Source organism: Inquilinus sp. CA228 (assembly GCF_052078665.1).
GTDB lineage: Bacteria > Pseudomonadota > Alphaproteobacteria > DSM-16000 > Inquilinaceae > Inquilinus.
This window is the reverse complement of the sequence record NZ_JBQJIK010000054.1, coordinates 1-17,043: the sequence shown is the minus strand read 5'-3', so window position 1 is coordinate 17,043 and position 17,043 is coordinate 1. Positions and strand designations below refer to the sequence as shown.

Below are 17,043 nucleotides of genomic sequence, written 5' to 3'. Positions count from 1 at the left end.
GCCCGTCCTCGGACTTGATCCGAGGACTGACCCGGGCATCCAGGGCGGCAAGAGCCGCTCTCGGTGGCCCCTGGATCGCCGGGTCAAGCCCGGCGATGACAGCTGAGGGAGGGGTTGGTCCCCGGCATCGGCGTTACAGCTTGGCCTTGGCGGCGGCGACAACCGCCTCGGCCGTGATCCCGAAATGCTTGTACAGCTGGTCGTAGGGGCCCGAGGCGCCGAAGCCGGTCATGCCGACGAAGCCGCCCTCCGAGCCGATATAGTGGTCCCAGCCCTGGCGCACCCCGGCCTCGACCGCGATCCGGACCACGCCCTGGCCCAGCACCCGGCGGCGATAATCCGACGGCTGGCGGTCGAACAGCGCCGTGCAGGGCATCGAGACGAGGCGGGTGCCGATGCCCTCGGCCTCCAGCGCGTCGCGCGCCTCGTTGGCGATCGACACCTCCGACCCGGTGGCGACCAGCAGCACGCGCGGCGTGCCGGTCGCCTCCCGCAGGATGTACCCGCCCTTGGCCGACAGGTTCTCGGCATTGGCGTTGAGGCGCAGCGTCGGCAGGTTCTGGCGGGTCAGCGCCAGCACCGACGGCGCGTCCTCGGTCTCCAGCGCGATCTGCCAGGCCTCGGCGGTCTCGACCGCGTCGCAGGGGCGGAACACCATCAGATGCGGGATCGCTCGCAGCGCCGCGACATGCTCGACCGGCTGGTGGGTCGGGCCGTCCTCGCCGAGGCCGATCGAGTCATGGGTCATGACGAAGACGACGCGCTGGCGCATCAGCGACGCCAGGCGGATCGACGGGCGGCAATAGTCGGTGAAGGTCAGGAAGGTGGCGCCGTAGGGGATGATGCCGCCATGCAGCGTCAGGCCGTTCATCGCCGCCGCCATGCCGTGCTCGCGCACGCCGTAGCGGACATAGCGGCCGCCATACTTGCCGGGCTCGATGTCGGTCGAGGCCTTGGTCTTGGTGTTGTTCGACGGCGTCAGGTCGGCCGACCCGCCGATCAGCTCCGGGATCGCCGGCACCAGCAGCTCCAGCACCTGGCCGGAGGCGACGCGGGTGGCCAGGCTCGGCTTGGTCTCCGAGATCTCGGCCTTGAACTTGGCCAGGATGCCGTCGAGGCCGGAGGGCAGGGTGCCGTCCATGGCATGGCGGAAGGCGGCGCGGGCCTCGGCCGGGGTCTTCAGCAGGCGGGCGTCCCAGGCCAGGCGCTCGGCCTCGCCGCGCTTGCCGATCTCGCGCCAGGCCGCGACCGTGGCCTCCGGCACCTCGAAGGGCGGGTAGGGCCAGTTCAGGTTGGCGCGGGTGGCGGCGACCTCGTCCTTGCCCAGCGGCGAGCCGTGGGTGGCGCTGCTGCCCTGCTTGTTCGGGGCGCCCCAGCCGATGATGGTGCGGCAGGCGATCAGGCTCGGCCGCTCATCGGCCAGGGCCGCGTCGATCGCGGCGGCGATCGCGTCGGTGTCGTGGCCGTCGATGCGCTGGACGTGCCAGTGATAGCCCTCGAAGCGCTTCTGCACGTCGTCGCTGAAGGACAGCGAGGTCGGGCCGTCGATGGTGATGTGGTTGTCGTCGTAGAACACGATCAGCCGGCCGAGCTTGAGATGCCCGGCCAGCGAGCAGGCCTCGTGGCTGATCCCCTCCTCGAGGTCGCCGTCGCCGCAGGTGACCCAGGTGTGGTGGTTGACCAGGTCGTCGCCGAAGCGGGCGTTCAGGATGCGCTCGGCCAGCGCGAAGCCGACGGAGTTGCCCAGGCCCTGGCCCAGCGGCCCGGTGGTGGTCTCGATCCCGGCGTCGTGGTCGACCTCGGGATGGCCCGCGGTGTGGGAGCCGAGCTGCCGGAAATGCTTGATCTCGTCGAGCGTGATCTTGCTGTTGCCGGTCAGGTACAGCAGCGAATAGAGCAGCATCGAGCCGTGGCCGCCGGACAGGATGAAGCGGTCGCGATCGGCCCAGGTCGGGGCGGCGGCGTCGAACTTCAGGTAGCGGCTGAACAGCACCGTGGCGACGTCGGCCATGCCCATCGGCATGCCGGGATGGCCGCTTTTCGCCGCCTCCACCGCGTCCAGGGACAGGAAGCGGATGGCGTTCGCCATGTCTGAGTGGGTCACGGTCCGGGGGCTGTCGCTCATGGCATCGATCCGTTGCGGGGGGCACGGGGATCCGACGATGGCCCGCCCAGGCTCTCGTCAAGGCGGCGCGCTCGTCGGGGGCGGCGGCACCATGCAGCCCCGGTGCCCCCGCGTCAATGCCACCAAATGCCCATTTCGGGCCGGAAACGGCTCGGAAACGTCGGACGTTCGCGATGCCGGCCGGAACCTCTGGAGGTCGTGGGAGCGCTGCGCTACACAAGTCGGACATAACGCCGGCGGTGCCGGCCGAGAGGGCTTCGGAGAGACGGGATGGAACGGTTCGACGGGGTGCGCCTGCAGCGGGCGGTGCTGGAAGACTTCGCGGCGGCGCTGCTGCGCGGCGCCGGGATGTCGGGCGAGGCCGCTGCGGCGACATCGCGGGCGATGACCGACGCCTCGGCCCGCGGCGTCGACACCCATGGCGTGCGGCTGGTGCCGTTCTATCTCGACCAGCTGCAGAACGGTCGGGTCAACCCGGCCCCGGCGGTGACCGCGACCCGCACGGCGCCGACCTGCGTCGTGGTCGACGCCGATGGCGGCCTCGGCCACCTCGCCAGCTACCGCGCCATCGACGAGGCGGCGAAGCTGGCGGAGGAGACCGGCCTGGCCGCCGCCGTGGTCACCCGCTCGGCCCATCACGGCGCCACCGGCGTCTATACCCTGGCGGCGGCGCGCCGCGGCTTCATCGCCTTCGGCTGCACCCATTCCGACGCGCTGGTGGTGCCGCATGGCGGGGTGAAGCCCTTCTTCGGCACCAACCCGATCAGCTTCGCCGCCCCGGCGCGGGACGAGGAGCCGGTGCTGCTGGACATGGCGACCAGCGCCGTCCCGCTGAACCGGGTGCATCTGCGCCGCGACACCGGCACGAAGCTGCCGCCCGAGGTCGCGGTCGGCGACGACGGCGTCGCCACCACCGACCCGCATGTCGCCACCGGCCTGATCCCGGTCGGCGGGCTGGGCTACGGCTACAAGGGCGCCGGCCTGGCGATGATGGTCGAGATCCTGTGCGCCAGCCTGACCGGCATGCCGCACGGCTTCCGCATGACCAAGTTCACCGGCCCGGGCCAGCCGGTGCATATCGGCCACTTCTTCCTGCTGCTGAAGCCGCAGGGCTTCGCCGCCGGCGGCTATGATTCGTCGCTCGCGGCGATTCTCGCGGATCTGCGGGCGCAGCCGGCCCAGGCGGGGCAGGAGGTGATGGCGCCGGGCGACCCGGAGAAGCGCGAGGCGGCGGAGCGTGCAAGGCTCGGCGTGCCGCTGGACCGCCGCACCTGGGAGCGGCTGACGGCCTTCGCCGGCACCGTCGGCGTTGCGGTACCGGAGGCTTCCGTTGACGGGGACGGGAGCGACGCATAGTTTCACCCGGATGACGCTGGATCTGGAGTCCCGCCGATGAGCGGGTTGACCGCGGAGCTCGACCGCCTGGAACGCGCCCTGGAGCGCCTGGATGCTGCTGTGGCCGCGCAGGCGGAGCGCAGCCAGACGCAGATCGACGAGATCGCGGACCGCGTGCGCACGCAGGCGGTGACCGAGATCGAGACCGAGCTGCGCGAGGACACGGCGACGGTGGCGGCGCGGGTCACCCAGGTGATCCAGCGCATCGAGACCCTTTTGGAAAAGTAGTGCCGTGGCCCGGGTCGAAATCAATCTGAACAACCGCCCCTATCCGATCGCCTGCGAGGACGGGCAGGAGGGGCGCGTCCGCGAGGTCGCCACCTTCGTGCAGGAGCGGATCCGCGAGATCCAGGGCTCGGTGCGGACCGCGACCGACACGCATCTCCTGGTCATGGTCGCGCTGATGCTGGGCGACGAGCTGCTCGACCTGCGCGAGGGCAAGGTCCCGGGCGCCGCGGCCGTGGCGGCGTCGCCGCTGGACGATCCGGAGCTGGCGTCGCGGCTGCAGAAACTGGCGGATCGGATCGAGGCCATTGCAGCCCGGGTCGAGACGCCCTAAATCTGATCGCGTAGCGGGGCTGCTCGGTGCGACAGGTCGATTGTCCCTGGGGCCGTAGCACTTCTCTTAGGGAGCTGTCCCTGCCGGGACCGTGGTCCCGGCACATGGCGCCCACCTGCTGATGCAGGGCCCAAGAGGAGACATAATGACCACCGGCCGATGCGGCTCCGCTCAGCCTCTTCCCGCACCGTCTGACGACACGGACCTCCGCGACTCCAAGAAGGCCTTCCGGGCCGCGGCGCGCGAGCGTCGTGCTGCGTACCACGTGCAATACGGGGCCGGGGCCGGCGACCGGCTCCGCGACATTGTGCTGGCCGCCATCCCCTTCGCCGCCGGCGCCGTGGTCAGCGGCTACCTGCCGATCGACGATGAGCTCGACCCGCTGCCGCTGCTGCGCGCCGCGATCGATCGCGGCCACGCCGCCTGCGTGCCGGTGGTGCAGGGCAGGGGCCAGCCCCTGGTGTTCCGCGACTGGACGCCCGAGGCGCCGCTGGTCGATGGCGTGTTCGGCGTGGCGGTGCCGGCGCCCTCGGCGCCCGAGCGGGTGCCCGACCTGCTGTTCGTGCCGCTGCTCGGCTTCGACCGCAAGGGCTTCCGCATGGGCTACGGCGCCGGCTTCTACGACCGCACCCTGGCCGGGCTCCGTGCCCAGCGGCCGGTGGTGGCGGTCGGTGTCGGCTATGCCGGGCAGGAGGTCGCGGCGGTGCCGGTCGGCCTGCACGACGAGGCCCTGGACTGGATCGTGACGGATCGCGAGGCGATCCGCATTGCTGTGTGAGACGGATTTCGGATGCGCATTCTGTTTCTGGGTGATGTCGTCGGCCGTGCCGCCCGCGTGGCGGTGATGGAGCAGGTGCCGCGGCTGCGGCAGCGCCTCGACCTCGATTTCGTCGTGGTCAACGGCGAGAACTCGGCCGGCGGCTTCGGCATCACCCCGAAGATCGCCGAGGAGTTCTACGAGTCCGGCGTCGATTGCCTGACCACCGGCAACCATGTCTGGGACCAGCGCGAGCTGCTGGGCAGCATCGACCGCGACAAGCGGATGGTGCGCCCGGCCAACTTCCCGGCCGGCACGCCGGGGCGCGGCGCCACCCTGCTGCAGGCCCGCGGCGGCCGCCAGGTGCTGGTGGTCAACATCATGGCGCGGCTGTTCATGGACGCGCTGGACGATCCCTTCGCCGCGGTCGACAAGCTGCTCGCCGACATGGCCATGCCGGGTGTGGTCGACGCCATCATCGTCGATTTCCACGGCGAGGCGTCGAGCGAGAAGATGGCCATGGGCCACCATCTCGACGGCCGGGTGACGCTGGTGGTCGGCACTCACACCCACATCCCGACCGCGGACCTGCACATCCTGCGCGGCGGCACCGCCTACCAGACCGATGCCGGCATGTGCGGCGACTACGACAGCGTCATCGGCATGGTGAAGGAGCCGGCGATCGCCCGCTTCATCCGCAAGATGCCGACCGAGCGGCTGACCCCGGCCGAGGGCCAGCCGACGATCTGCGGCCTGGTGCTGGAGACCGACGAGACCACGGGACTCGCCCGCCGGGTCGAGCCGCTGCGCCTCGGCGGCCGGCTGGTGCCGGCCTGGCCGACCGGTTTCGCCCCGGCCGAATCAGCAGGTTGATCGAATTCAACTTACTTCTTCGCAATCTCGCCTATCCGATTGCAGTGAAACGGAATATCCCGGGCTGGAAACTTTCGTGCCTCTTCCCTCCGGACCACAAAACCGCCATAGTCTGGGCCTAACGCGGCGCGGGTGACCGTGCGGTGGCGCTTGCCGACGCCGGGCCGGCCGCATATGTCTCCCGCCGCGAGTTTCCCAAGTCAGTCAGGCACTGCCCCATGGCCGGTCATTCACAGTTCAAGAACATCATGCATCGCAAGGGCGCGCAGGACGCCAAGCGGGGCAAGATCTTCACCAAGCTCCAGCGCGAGATCACCATTTCCGCCAAGCTCGGCCTGCCCGACCCGGCGATGAATCCGCGCCTGCGCGCCGCCATCCAGGCCGCGCGCAAGGAGAACATGCCGAAGGACAACATCGAGCGGGCGATCAAGCGCGCGACCGGCGACGGCGACGACAACGACTATGTCGAGATCCGCTACGAGGGCTACGGCCCGGCCGGCATCGCCGTGATCGTCGAGGCGCTGACCGACAACCGCAACCGCACCGCGGCGGAAGTGCGCTCGACCTTCACCAAGCATGGCGGGTCGCTGGGCGAGACCAACTCGGTCAGCTTCATGTTCAGCCGGGTCGGCGAGCTGGTGTTCCCGGCCAAGGCCGCCGGCGCCGATGCGGTGTTCGAGGCGGCGCTGGAGGCCGGCGCCGACGACGTGCAGAGCGATGACGAGACCCACACCGTGACCACCTCGGTCGAGGGCTTCGCCGCCGTGCGCGACGCGCTGGAGGAGGCGTTCGGCGCGCCGGATTTGTCCGGGCTGGTCTGGCGTCCGCTCAACACCATCGCGGTGAACGAGGAGCAGGGCGCGGCGCTGCTGAAGCTGCTGGACACGCTCGACGACAATGACGACGTGCAGCGGGTCTCGGCCAATTTCGAGATCCCGGACGAGATCATGGCGCGGCTCACGGCCTGAGCCGGCGGAGGGGATATGGAGCGCGGTGTGAGGAGAGCAGGGGGAACGTTCCGGGCCGCCGCAGCCGGCCGGTCGAGCCCCGCCTGCGCGGCGGCGGGACGCCGATGAGGATCCTCGGCCTCGACCCCGGGCTGCGCCACACCGGCTGGGGCATCCTGGATGTCGACGGCAACCGGTTGCGCTACATCGCCGACGGCCACGTCGATTCCGACGACAAGGCCGACCTCGCCGCCCGCCTGGTGCAGCTGCATGACGGGCTGGTCGAGGTGATCCGGAGCTGGACGCCGGACGAGGCGGCGGTCGAGGAGACCTTCGTCAACAAGAACCCGACCTCGACCCTGAAGCTCGGCCTCGCCCGCGGCGTGGTGCTGCTGGTGCCGGCGCTGGCCGGCCTCCGGGTCGCGGAATACGGCGCCAACCACATCAAGAAGTCGGTGGTCGGCGCCGGCCATGCCGACAAGACCCAGGTGCAGCACATGGTGCGGATGCTGCTGCCGGGGACGACCTTCAAGACGCCGGACGCGGCCGACGCGCTGGCGGTGGCGATCTGCCACGCCCATCACCGCCAGACCGAGGCCAGCATCGCCGGCATCCGGCTGCAGGTGGCGCGATGATCGCCCGGCTGCGCGGCCTGCTGGACAGCGCCGGGGCCGATTACGCGGTGGTCGACTGCAACGGCGTTGGCTACCTGGTGTTCTGTTCGCGCCGCACCCTCGGCCTGCTCGGCGGCCCGCGCGAGGCGGTGGCGCTGCATGTCGAGACCCATGTCCGCGAGGACCACATCCATCTCTACGGCTTCGCCGATACCGCCGAGCGCGACTGGTTCCGGATTCTGACCACGGTGCAGGGGGTCGGCGCCAAGGTCGCCCTCGCCATCCTGTCGGTGCTGTCGCCGGACCAGGTGGCGACCGCGATCGCCGCCGGCGACAAGGCGATGCTGGCCCGGGCCGAAGGCGTCGGGCCAAAGCTGGCCGGCCGCATCGCGTCGGAGCTGAAGGACAAGGTCGGCGGCATCGCCCTCGGGCCAGCCCTCGCCACGTTCCATACCGGCGGCGGCGTCGCGGCCGCGCCGGCGGAGGCGGGAGCCGCGGCCGACGCGATCTCCGCCCTGGTCAATCTCGGCTATGGCCGGGCCGAGGCCTTCGCCGCGGTGGCCAGGGCCGGCGGCAAGCTCGGCCCCGAGGCGACCGTGTCGGCGATCATCCCCGCGGCCCTGCGTGAGCTGGCGTCATGAGCGGCCCCCCAAACGATGATGGGCCCGACCGCATCGTCACCGGCGAGCGCCAGGGCGACGATGAGGCCTCGCTGCGGCCGCAGACGCTGGAGGATTTCGTCGGCCAGCGCGAGGTCTGCGACAATCTCCGCGTCTTCGTCACCGCCGCCCGCGGCCGGGCCGAGGCGCTGGACCATGTCCTGCTGTTCGGCCCGCCGGGCCTGGGCAAGACCACGCTGGCCCAGATCGTGTCGCGCGAGCTCGGCGTCGGCTTCCGCGCCACCTCCGGCCCGGTGATCGCCCGCGCCGGCGACCTGGCGGCGATCCTGACCAACCTGCAGCCGCGCGACGTGCTGTTCATCGACGAGATCCACCGCCTGAACCCGGCGGTGGAGGAGATCCTGTACCCGGCGATGGAGGACTTCCAGCTCGACCTGATCATCGGCGAGGGGCCGGCGGCGCGGTCGGTGCGGATCGACCTGCCGCCCTTCACCCTGGTCGGCGCCACCACCCGGTCGGGCCTGATCACCACGCCGCTGCGCGACCGCTTCGGCATCCCGCTGCGCCTGAACTTCTACGGCACGCCGGAGCTGGAATCGATCGTCGCCCGCGGCGCCCGGCTGCTGGGCTGCCCGCTGTCGGAGGAGGGCGCGCACGAGATCGCCAAGCGCTCGCGCGGCACGCCGCGCATCGCCGGAAGGCTGCTGCGCCGGGTGCGCGATTTCGGCGCGGTGGCCGGGCTGGCCCAGATCGACGCCCACGCCGCCGACCAGGCGCTGAAGCGCCTCGATGTCGACGAGGCCGGGCTGGACGCCATGGACCGGCGCTACCTGCGCCTGATCGCGGAGCATTACGGCGGCGGCCCGGTCGGGGTCGAGACGCTGGCGGCGGCGCTGAGCGAGCAGCGCGACATGATCGAGGACGTGATCGAGCCGTACCTGCTGCAGCAGGGCCTGGTGCAGCGCACGCAGCGCGGCCGCGTGCTGGGCGACCGCGGCTACCGCGCCCTCGGCCTGGCCGAGCCGAAGCGCGCCGCCTCCCAGCTCGACCTGTTGGCGGAAGACGAGCCGTGAGCGCGCCCCACAGCTTCCCCGTCCGGATCTATTGGGAGGACACGGACGGCTCGGGCATCGTCTATCACGCTTCCTATCTGCGCTTCGCCGAGCGGGCGCGGACCGAGCTGTTGCGCGTGGCGGGATTCGAGCAGTGGACGATGCTGGCGGAGACCGGCATCGCCTTCGCCGTGCGCCACTGCGCCATCGATTTCCGCCGTTCCGCCCGGCTCGACGACCAGCTGGTGGTCGAGACCCGGGTGACGGCGATCGGCGGCGCCAGTCTCGAAATGTCGCAGGCGATCCGGCGCGGCGGGGATGACATCGTCACATTGCTGCTGAAATTGGCCTGCATCACTCGTGACGGCCGGGCGGCGCGGATGCCGCCCCGGCTCCGCGAGGTCTTCAACGCGATCAAGGGTCAGACCGCGTCACACGCGGCGGAGTGAAGGGCGAAGGTATGGAGCAGTCGGTGATCGAAACCGCTCAGGCGGTCGGGCAGGGTGGCGTGCACAACATGAGCATGTGGGGCCTGTTCCTGCAGGCCGATGTGGTCGTCAAATTCGTGATGCTGCTGCTGCTGGCGGCATCGGTCTGGTGCTGGGCGATCATCTTCGAGAAGTGGATCCGCGTGCGCCGGCTGAACCGCCAGGCCGATGCCTTCGAGGACGCGTTCTGGTCCGGCGGCTCGCTCGACGACCTGTACGACCAGGTCGGCGCCAACCCGCCCGACCCGATGGCCGCCACCTTCGCCGCCGGCATGAAGGAATGGCGCATCGCCGCCGACCGCGGCATCGGCGCCTCCGGCAGCATGCGGGCCGGGCTGCAGCAGCGCATCGACCGGGTGATGCAGGTGACCATGACCCGTGAGCTCGGGCGGGTCGAGCGCGGCATGACCGTGCTGGCCTCGGTCGGCTCGACCGCGCCCTTCATCGGCCTGTTCGGCACGGTCTGGGGCATCATGAACTCGTTCCAGTCGATCGCGGCACAGGCCGACACCAGCCTCGCCGTGGTGGCGCCGGGCATCGCCGAGGCGCTGTTCGCCACCGCCATCGGCCTGTTCGCCGCCATTCCCGCCACCACCGCCTACAACAAGTTCTCGAACGACCTGAACAAATACGCCGAGCGGCTGGAGAACTTCGCCGGCGAATTCGGCGCCATCCTGTCGCGCTATCTCGAGGACCGCAGCTGATGGGTGTCTCGCTCTCCCACGCCACCGGCCGGACGCGCGGCGGCCGCCGCACCTTCCGCCCCAACGCCGAGATCAACGTCACGCCCTTCGTCGACGTCATGCTGGTGCTGCTGATCGTGTTCATGGTCACGGCGCCGCTGCTGACCGTCGGCGTGCCGGTCGACCTGCCGCAGACCCGGGCCCAGAACATCCCGACCAAGGAGGATCCGCTCCAGGTCACCATCGACGCCTCCGGCCAGATCTATGTGCAGAAGAGACAGGTGGCGACGGAGGACCTGGTGCCGATGCTGACCGCGATCGCCAAGGCCCAGGCCTCGGCGGCGGGCGGCGGCCCGAACGAGACCCGGATCTTCGTGTTCGGCGACCAGGCGCTGGCCTATGGCCGGATCATGCAGGTGATGGGCGCCATCACCGCGGCCGGATTCACCCGGGTGGCGCTGATCTCCGAGACGCCGAAGGGCCAGGCCGCTGTGACCACCGTGCCGGCCGCCGCGCCCACCGCACCGGCACCGAGGCGCTGACCCAGCCCCATGCGTCCCAGTCTCATCATCTCCCTGGCCCTGCACGGCGTCCTGCTGGTCGTGCTGATGCTCGGGCTGCCGCTGTTCCGGCGCGACGCGCCGGCGATCGCGGTCGTGCCGGTGGAGATCGTCAGCGCCGACGAGGTGAACCAGGGTGCGACCGGCGAGATCGCGCCGGACCGCCCGCCGGCGCCGGACGCCACCGGCGACGCCGAAGCGCCGCCACCGCCCGCCGCGGCGAAGTCGCCGCCGTCGCCGAAGCCGCCGACGCAGCGGCCGGAGCCGCCGAAGGTGGCGCAGCTGCCGCAGCCGCGCCAGTCCGAGCCGACGCCGCAGGCACGCCCGGCGCCGGAGCCCGAGCCGGCCTCGCCGCCGCCTCCGCCGCCGACCCCGCCGGCGCCGAAGACGCCGCCGCAGGCGCCGGAGCTGCCGACGCCGCCGACTCCGACGCCGCCGCCGCCCACGCCGCCGCCACCGCCGGTGCAGGCGCCGTCGCCCGAGGCCACACGCTCGCCGCCACCCCCGCCCACGCCGCAACCGCCGCCGCCCCCGCCGCCGCAGCGGCCGAACCCGCCCTCGGGCAAGCCGCAGGCGGAGCCGACCCCGACCGCCTCCCCGCCGGCACCGCCGGCCGAGACGGCGCAGGCCGACCCGATGGCGATCTCGCCGACCGAGGCGCCGCGCCCCGGCAAACGGCCGTCGCCGCCCCCGCCGGCGGCGCAGCAGGCGGCCACGCCGACACGGTCGTCGCAGGGCCAATCCCAGTCGGTCGACAGCGACGCACTTGATGCCTTGGCCAGTGAGTCCACGTCGACCCGGCCGAGCACCAGCCGCTCGACTCGTCCCGCCGCAGCGTCCGGCCAGAACTCCCGGTCGCGCGACATCAGCAAAGGCGATAAGGATGCCATCGCCCGAGTGGTCGGAAACCAGTGGAACGTGGATCGCCAAGCGCAGGACGTTCCCGTCGTCGAGGTTCTCGTCCGGATCGACAGCAGCGGCAAACTGACTTCCGTGGAGATCGCCGATCCGTCGATGCGCAGCAACGCGGCGGCCCGTGCGGCAGTGCGCGCTGTCTATGTCACGTTCGATCAATGGCCCGTCCCGCAGGGGGGATGGCCGGATGACACCTTCCGCCTAGTGTTCGATCCGTCGCAAATGTTCTGACCAGCCAGGAACCGAGGTGCAGACTATGAAACGAGGCTTCCTCCACACCACGCTGGCCGCCCTGGCTGCGGTCGTATCCCTCTCGCTGGCGGCGACACCGTCGCAGGCCGAGATCCGGATCGACATCAACCAGGGCGTGACCCAGCCGATGCCGATCGCGATCACCGACTTCCCCGGTGACTCGGTCGGCAGCCAGATCAGCCAGATCATCTCGGCGGATCTGCAGCGCTCCGGCCTGTTCGCGCCGATCGACCCGCGTGCCTTCACCCAGGACGCGGCCTCGCTGCAGCAGGGCCCGCGCTTCGCCGACTGGAAGGTGCTGGCGGCCCAGGCCCTGGTCACCGGCCAGGTCCGGCCGCGCGGCGACGGCCGCTTCGACGTCGACTTCCGGCTGTGGGACGTCAGCGCCGAGCAGCAGCTGACCGGCCTGACCCTGACCGGCGACAGCAGCCTGATGCGCCGCGTCGCCCACAAGATCGCGGACGAAATCTACCGCGCCATCACCGGCGAGGACGGCTATTTCGACACCCGCATCGTCTACGTCTCGGAGACCGGGCCCGAGATCAACCGGGTCAAGCGCCTGGCGATCATGGACCAGGACGGGGCCAACCATCAGTTCCTGACCGACGGCTCCCAGCTGGTGCTGACGCCGCGTTTCTCGCCGAACACGCAGCAGATCACCTACATGGCCTATGTGAACAACAAGCCGCGGGTCTATCTGCTCGACCTCGGCAGCGGCCGGCAGGAATCGCTCGGCGACTTCCCGAACATGACCTTCTCGCCGCGCTTCAGCCCGGACGGCAACCGGGTGATCTTCAGCATGGCGTCGGCCGGCAACACCGACATCTACGTCATGGACCTGCGCACCCGCTCGGCGCAGCGCCTGACCTCGGACCCCTCGATCGAGACCTCGCCCTCCTATTCCAAGGACGGGACGCAGATCGTGTTCGAGAGCGACCGCGGCGGCAGCCAGCAGATCTACATCATGAACTCCGACGGCTCGGGCGTGCGGCGGCTCAGCTTCGGCCAGGGCCGCTACGCCACGCCGGTGTGGTCGCCGCGCGGCGACCTGATCGCCTTCACCAAGCTGGGCGGCGCCGGATTCTCGATCGGCGTGATGCGGCCGGACGGCACCGGCGAGCGCGACCTGGCCTCGGGATTCCTGGCCGAAGGCCCGACCTGGGCGCCGAACGGCCGCGTGCTGATGTACACGGCGAGCGGCGGCGGCGGCAGCAAGCTGGTCACGGTCGACATCACCGGCCGGGTCAGCGCCGCGGTGCCGACGCCCTTCGACGCGTCCGATGCCGCCTGGTCGCCACTGTTGCCGTGACGGCAAGCCGCAGAAATGCTAGAAATAACGCAAGAAATACCTTGCGGAGCGGGCAGTAACCTGCTTTTCCCTCAACCGCTTTCCGAATCGTAAAGTCGGATCCACCTCAGGGGCAAAGAACCATGCGTCTCAAGATTGTGTCCCTCATGGGGGCTCTGCTGCTGGCCACGGCCTGCAGCTCCACCCAGAACGCCGGCACCGGCGCAGGCGCCGGCGGCCTCGGCTCCGGCACCGCCGTTCCCGGCTCGCAGCAGGATCTGGCGCAGAACATCGGCGACCGGGTGTTCTTCTCGTTCAACGGCTTCGACCTGAGCCCCGAGGCCCAGGCCACGCTGAACAAGCAGGGCGGCTGGCTGCAGCAGTACCAGAGCGTCGCCGTGACCGTCGAAGGCCACGCCGACGAGCGTGGCACCCGCGAGTACAACCTCGCGCTCGGCGACCGCCGCTCCAACTCGGTGCGCAACTACCTGATCGCCAATGGCGTGGCCCCGTCGCGGGTCACCACCATCAGCTACGGCAAGGAGCGTCCGGCGGTGCCGGGCCACGACGAGTCGGCCTGGGCGCAGAACCGCCGGGCGGTCACCATCGTCAACTGATCCCCGCCAGGACGGCAGGCGGCGCCTTCGCGGGGCCGCCTGCCGCTGGTCGGACGACTTGCGCGCCGGACGGCGGCAACGGCATCGCCGTTGCCGCCGTGCCCGGCGCGTCTTATTTTCGCCGCTGGGATCAGCTCAGGATTGGTCCCGTGCCCCGAACCATGGAGGTGGAGGCGACATGCCGGCTTCGCACAGGCGATGGAGTATTCTTGCGGTCGCGGCGTTTGCCGTCGCGGTCCTGGCCCCGTCCGGGCCCGGCCGGGCGCAGAGCTACGAGGCCCAGCTCGAGGTCCGGGTCAGCACGCTGGAGCAGCAGATCTCGCAGCTGACCGGCCAGATCGAGCAGCTGCAGTACCAGAACCAGCAGCTCGCCGATCAGCTGAAGCGGGCCCAGGCCGACATCGAGTTCCGGCTGAACGAGCTCGAGGGCGGCGGTGGTGGCAGCACCAAGGCCGCGCCGGCCCCGGCCCCGGCCAAGCGGGCGCCGACCCAGAGCGCCCCGGCCGCGCCGCGGACGCCGCAGCCCTTCACCCCGACGCCGCTGATGCCGCCGAAGCGGTCCGACGCCGCCCCGCTGGCCCCGGCCTATGACGGCCAGGGCGACAGCCTGGGCGGCATGATTCAGGACATGGGCGCGGCCGATCCCGGGACCTCGGTCCCGGGCTTTGCCTCGACCGAGCCGCAATCCTACGGCCTCGCCGCGGCGCCGGGCGGCGATGCGACCGCCGCCTACAGCCTCGGCGAGTCCCTGCTGGCCCAAGGCCGCCCGGGCGAGGCGGCCAACGCCTTCAACACCGCCTGGTCGATGGATCCGCGCGGGCCGCGGTGCTGCCGGCGCTGTGGCGGAATGGCCACGTGCTGCGGCGCCCGAACCTGGCCGGCACAACCGGAAACGGCCTGATTCTGCGGTTCGAGCCGCTTTCGCCGCTGCTGCCGAATGGATTCCCGGTTGTTTAGACGCGGCGCTATATTATCTACTAACGAGCCTCCGGAGGCATTCCGGGGACCCACGACGCCGTGACGCCGCGCAAGCGGCATGCGCGGGACATGAGGCGACCGTCCGTGAACAATTTCGGCAAGAACTTTGCGCTCTGGATCATCATCGGCCTGCTGCTCCTGGCGCTGTTCAACCTGTTTCAGAGCTCCGGCGGCCGCAGCACGCAGGGTGAGCTGGCCTACAGCGACCTAGTGACCGCGGTCGAGAAGGGCCAGGTCGGGGACGCCAAGGTCCAGGGCAACTCCGTCGTCGGCCATTACAATCAGACTGGCGGCGGCGGGGAGTTCCGGACCTACGTCCCGGACGGCACCGACATCGTCAACAAGATGACGCAGGCCGGCGTGCGCGTGCAGGCCGCGGCGCCCGAGGGGCCGAACCTGCTGCTGACGACGCTGATGTCGTGGCTGCCGATGCTGCTGCTGATCGGCGTCTGGATCTTCTTCATGCGCCAGATGCAGTCCGGCGGCGGCAAGGCCATGGGCTTCGGCAAGAGCCGCGCCCGGCTGCTGACCGAGCGCACCGGCCGCGTCACCTTCGACGACGTCGCCGGCATCGACGAGGCCAAGCAGGAGCTCGAAGAGATCGTCGAGTTTCTGAAGGACCCGCAGAAGTTCCAGCGCCTGGGCGGCAAGATCCCGAAGGGCGTGCTGCTGGTCGGCCCGCCCGGCACCGGCAAGACCCTGACCGCCCGCGCGGTCGCGGGCGAGGCCAACGTGCCGTTCTTCACCATCTCCGGCTCGGACTTCGTCGAGATGTTCGTCGGCGTCGGCGCCTCGCGCGTCCGCGACATGTTCGAGCAGGGCAAGAAGAACGCCCCCTGCATCATCTTCATCGACGAGATCGACGCGGTCGGCCGCCATCGCGGCGCCGGCCTGGGCGGCGGCAACGACGAGCGCGAGCAGACGCTGAACCAGCTGCTGGTCGAGATGGACGGCTTCGAGGCGAATGAGGGCGTGATCCTGATCGCCGCGACCAACCGTCCGGACGTGCTGGACCCGGCGCTGCTGCGTCCCGGCCGCTTCGACCGCCAGGTGGTGGTGCCGAACCCGGACATCATGGGCCGCGAGAAGATCCTCAAGGTCCATATGCGCAAGGTGCCGCTGGCGCCGGATGTCGACCCGCGGGTGATCGCCCGCGGCACCCCCGGCTTCTCGGGCGCCGACCTGGCCAACCTGGTCAACGAGGCGGCGCTGCTGGCCGCCCGGCGCGGCAAGCGCGTGGTCGCCCATGCCGAGTTCGAGGAGGCCAAGGACAAGGTCATGATGGGCGCCGAGCGCCGCTCCATGGTCATGACCGATGCCGAGAAGAAGACCACCGCCTATCACGAGGCCGGCCATGCCATCGTCGGGCTGTACGTGCCGGAGCATGATCCGATCCACAAGGCGACGATCATCCCGCGCGGCCGCTCGCTCGGCATGGTGGTCAGCCTGCCGGAGAACGACCGCATCAGCTGGGCCAAGATCCAGATGGAATCGCGGCTGGCCATGACCTTCGGTGGCCGCCTGGCGGAAGAGCTGATCTTCGGGCCGGAGCGGGTGACCAGCGGCGCCTCGAGCGACATCCAGGCGGCGACCAACCTGGCCCGTGCCATGGTGACCGAGTGGGGCATGTCGCCGAAGCTGGGCCGGCTGCGCTACAGCTCGAACGGCCAGGAAGTGTTCCTGGGCCATTCGGTGACGCAGACGCAGAACATCTCGGAAGAGACCGCCAAGATCATCGACGAGGAGATGCGTCGCCTGATCGAGGAGGCCGAGAGCACGGCCCGCAACATCCTGACCGAGCACATCGACCAGCTGCATCTGCTGGCCAACGCGCTGCTCGAGTTCGAGACGCTGACCGGCGACGAGGTGCGGGGCCTGATCCTGCGCGGCGAGCCGATCGTGCGGCCGGAGCCGACCGACGAGCCGCCGCCGCCGAAGCGCCCGACCAGCGGCAAGCGCACCTCGGTGCCCTCGGGCGGCGCCAAGGGCATCGACCCGGAGCCCCAACCTGGTACGTAATCGGGCGGGCACCTGACCGGATGGCGACTGACAAGACCCACGGGCCGCGTTTCGACGCGGCCCGTGCCGTTTCCCTCTCCGACGACTTCGCGCCCTGGGCCGCCCGGCCCGGGGTGCGGCTGTATCTGCGCCCGCTCGGCCTGGCCGACGCCGCGCCCGGCGCGCTGCCCCTGGCCGGCGGGCCGCTGTCCTTCGACCGGGTCGAGTTGATCCTGCGGGGGCCGGCACCATCTCCGCACGAGAATGAGGCGTTGCCTCTCCCGCTTGCGGGAGAGGTCGGAGCCGCGCCAGCGGCTCCGGG

The 17,043-nt window shown here is 70.7% G+C and carries 17 protein-coding genes, 1 other RNA gene and 2 pseudogenes; 19 read left to right on the top strand and 1 reads right to left on the bottom strand.

Translation table 11 applies throughout. The features are described 5' to 3' along the window. Nucleotides 1-133: 133 nt before the first annotated feature. Nucleotides 134-2,125, bottom strand: a complete 1,992-nt coding sequence (gene tkt, locus ACTOWL_RS24785) for a transketolase (RefSeq protein WP_441323956.1) — start codon at nt 2,123-2,125, stop codon at nt 134-136. 270 nt (nt 2,126-2,395) lie between these two features. On the opposite strand from tkt, the gene ACTOWL_RS24780 reads away from it, so the two are divergent. The 19 genes and pseudogenes from ACTOWL_RS24780 to ACTOWL_RS24690 all read left to right on the top strand — a co-directional run. Then, the gene (locus tag ACTOWL_RS24780; protein ID WP_441323955.1) at nt 2,396-3,481 is read left to right on the top strand and encodes an Ldh family oxidoreductase; all 1,086 of its coding nucleotides are present in this window, start codon (nt 2,396-2,398) and stop codon (nt 3,479-3,481) included. 36 nt (nt 3,482-3,517) lie between these two features. Further along, complete coding sequence (locus ACTOWL_RS24775) at nt 3,518-3,748, top strand: hypothetical protein (RefSeq protein WP_441323954.1); 231 nt, start codon at nt 3,518-3,520, stop codon at nt 3,746-3,748. Nucleotides 3,749-3,752: 4 nt separating this feature from the next. Continuing rightward, nucleotides 3,753-4,079: a cell division protein ZapA gene (locus tag ACTOWL_RS24770; RefSeq protein WP_441323953.1), complete on the top strand. Its 327-nt coding sequence runs from the start codon at nt 3,753-3,755 to the stop codon at nt 4,077-4,079. A 13-nt stretch (nt 4,080-4,092) separates the two neighbouring features. Then, nucleotides 4,093-4,251, top strand: a non-coding RNA gene (gene ssrS, locus ACTOWL_RS24765) — 6S RNA. Nucleotides 4,252-4,308: 57 nt separating this feature from the next. Further along, nucleotides 4,309-4,857: pseudogene (locus ACTOWL_RS24760) on the top strand (5-formyltetrahydrofolate cyclo-ligase); the annotation flags it as partial. 12 nt (nt 4,858-4,869) lie between these two features. Beyond that, complete coding sequence (locus ACTOWL_RS24755; protein ID WP_441323952.1) at nt 4,870-5,709, top strand: TIGR00282 family metallophosphoesterase; 840 nt, start codon at nt 4,870-4,872, stop codon at nt 5,707-5,709. A gap of 218 nt (nt 5,710-5,927) precedes the next feature. After that, entirely contained in the window at nt 5,928-6,677 is a 750-nt protein-coding gene (locus tag ACTOWL_RS24750) for a YebC/PmpR family DNA-binding transcriptional regulator (RefSeq protein WP_441323951.1), read from the top strand. Between the two features lie 104 nt (nt 6,678-6,781). Continuing rightward, nucleotides 6,782-7,291 (top strand): crossover junction endodeoxyribonuclease RuvC, encoded by a 510-nt coding sequence (gene ruvC / locus ACTOWL_RS24745; RefSeq protein WP_441323950.1) that lies wholly within the window; start codon nt 6,782-6,784, stop codon nt 7,289-7,291. Continuing rightward, nucleotides 7,288-7,911: a Holliday junction branch migration protein RuvA gene (gene ruvA / locus ACTOWL_RS24740; protein WP_441323949.1), complete on the top strand. Its 624-nt coding sequence runs from the start codon at nt 7,288-7,290 to the stop codon at nt 7,909-7,911. Before ruvC ends, ruvA begins: the two co-directional genes overlap by 4 nt. After that, the gene (ruvB, locus tag ACTOWL_RS24735) at nt 7,908-8,963 is read left to right on the top strand and encodes a Holliday junction branch migration DNA helicase RuvB (RefSeq protein WP_441323948.1); all 1,056 of its coding nucleotides are present in this window, start codon (nt 7,908-7,910) and stop codon (nt 8,961-8,963) included. The genes ruvA and ruvB overlap by 4 nt, the downstream gene beginning before the upstream one ends. Continuing rightward, nucleotides 8,960-9,391, top strand: coding sequence for a tol-pal system-associated acyl-CoA thioesterase (gene ybgC, locus ACTOWL_RS24730; RefSeq protein WP_441323947.1), 432 nt, complete (start codon nt 8,960-8,962; stop codon nt 9,389-9,391). Before ruvB ends, ybgC begins: the two co-directional genes overlap by 4 nt. Nucleotides 9,392-9,402: 11 nt before the next feature. After that, nucleotides 9,403-10,134, top strand: a complete 732-nt coding sequence (gene tolQ, locus ACTOWL_RS24725; protein WP_441323996.1) for a protein TolQ — start codon at nt 9,403-9,405, stop codon at nt 10,132-10,134. Next, nucleotides 10,134-10,655, top strand: coding sequence for a protein TolR (gene tolR, locus ACTOWL_RS24720; RefSeq protein ID WP_441323946.1), 522 nt, complete (start codon nt 10,134-10,136; stop codon nt 10,653-10,655). Before tolQ ends, tolR begins: the two co-directional genes overlap by 1 nt. A gap of 915 nt (nt 10,656-11,570) precedes the next feature. Next, a complete protein-coding gene (locus ACTOWL_RS24715) occupies nt 11,571-11,819 on the top strand; it encodes a hypothetical protein (protein WP_441323945.1) in 249 nt (82 codons plus the stop codon). Nucleotides 11,820-11,835: 16 nt separating this feature from the next. After that, complete coding sequence (gene tolB / locus ACTOWL_RS24710; protein ID WP_441323944.1) at nt 11,836-13,149, top strand: Tol-Pal system beta propeller repeat protein TolB; 1,314 nt, start codon at nt 11,836-11,838, stop codon at nt 13,147-13,149. 122 nt (nt 13,150-13,271) lie between these two features. Further along, nucleotides 13,272-13,745 carry a peptidoglycan-associated lipoprotein Pal gene (gene pal / locus ACTOWL_RS24705; protein WP_441323943.1) on the top strand — a complete coding sequence of 158 codons (474 nt, stop codon included), beginning with the start codon at nt 13,272-13,274 and terminating at the stop codon, nt 13,743-13,745. A gap of 178 nt (nt 13,746-13,923) precedes the next feature. Continuing rightward, the gene (locus ACTOWL_RS24700; protein WP_441323942.1) at nt 13,924-14,646 is read left to right on the top strand and encodes a YbgF trimerization domain-containing protein; all 723 of its coding nucleotides are present in this window, start codon (nt 13,924-13,926) and stop codon (nt 14,644-14,646) included. A 146-nt stretch (nt 14,647-14,792) separates the two neighbouring features. Beyond that, nucleotides 14,793-16,742 carry an ATP-dependent zinc metalloprotease FtsH gene (gene ftsH / locus ACTOWL_RS24695; protein ID WP_441323941.1) on the top strand — a complete coding sequence of 650 codons (1,950 nt, stop codon included), beginning with the start codon at nt 14,793-14,795 and terminating at the stop codon, nt 16,740-16,742. A gap of 20 nt (nt 16,743-16,762) precedes the next feature. Further along, nucleotides 16,763-17,043: pseudogene (locus tag ACTOWL_RS24690) on the top strand (hypothetical protein); the annotation flags it as partial.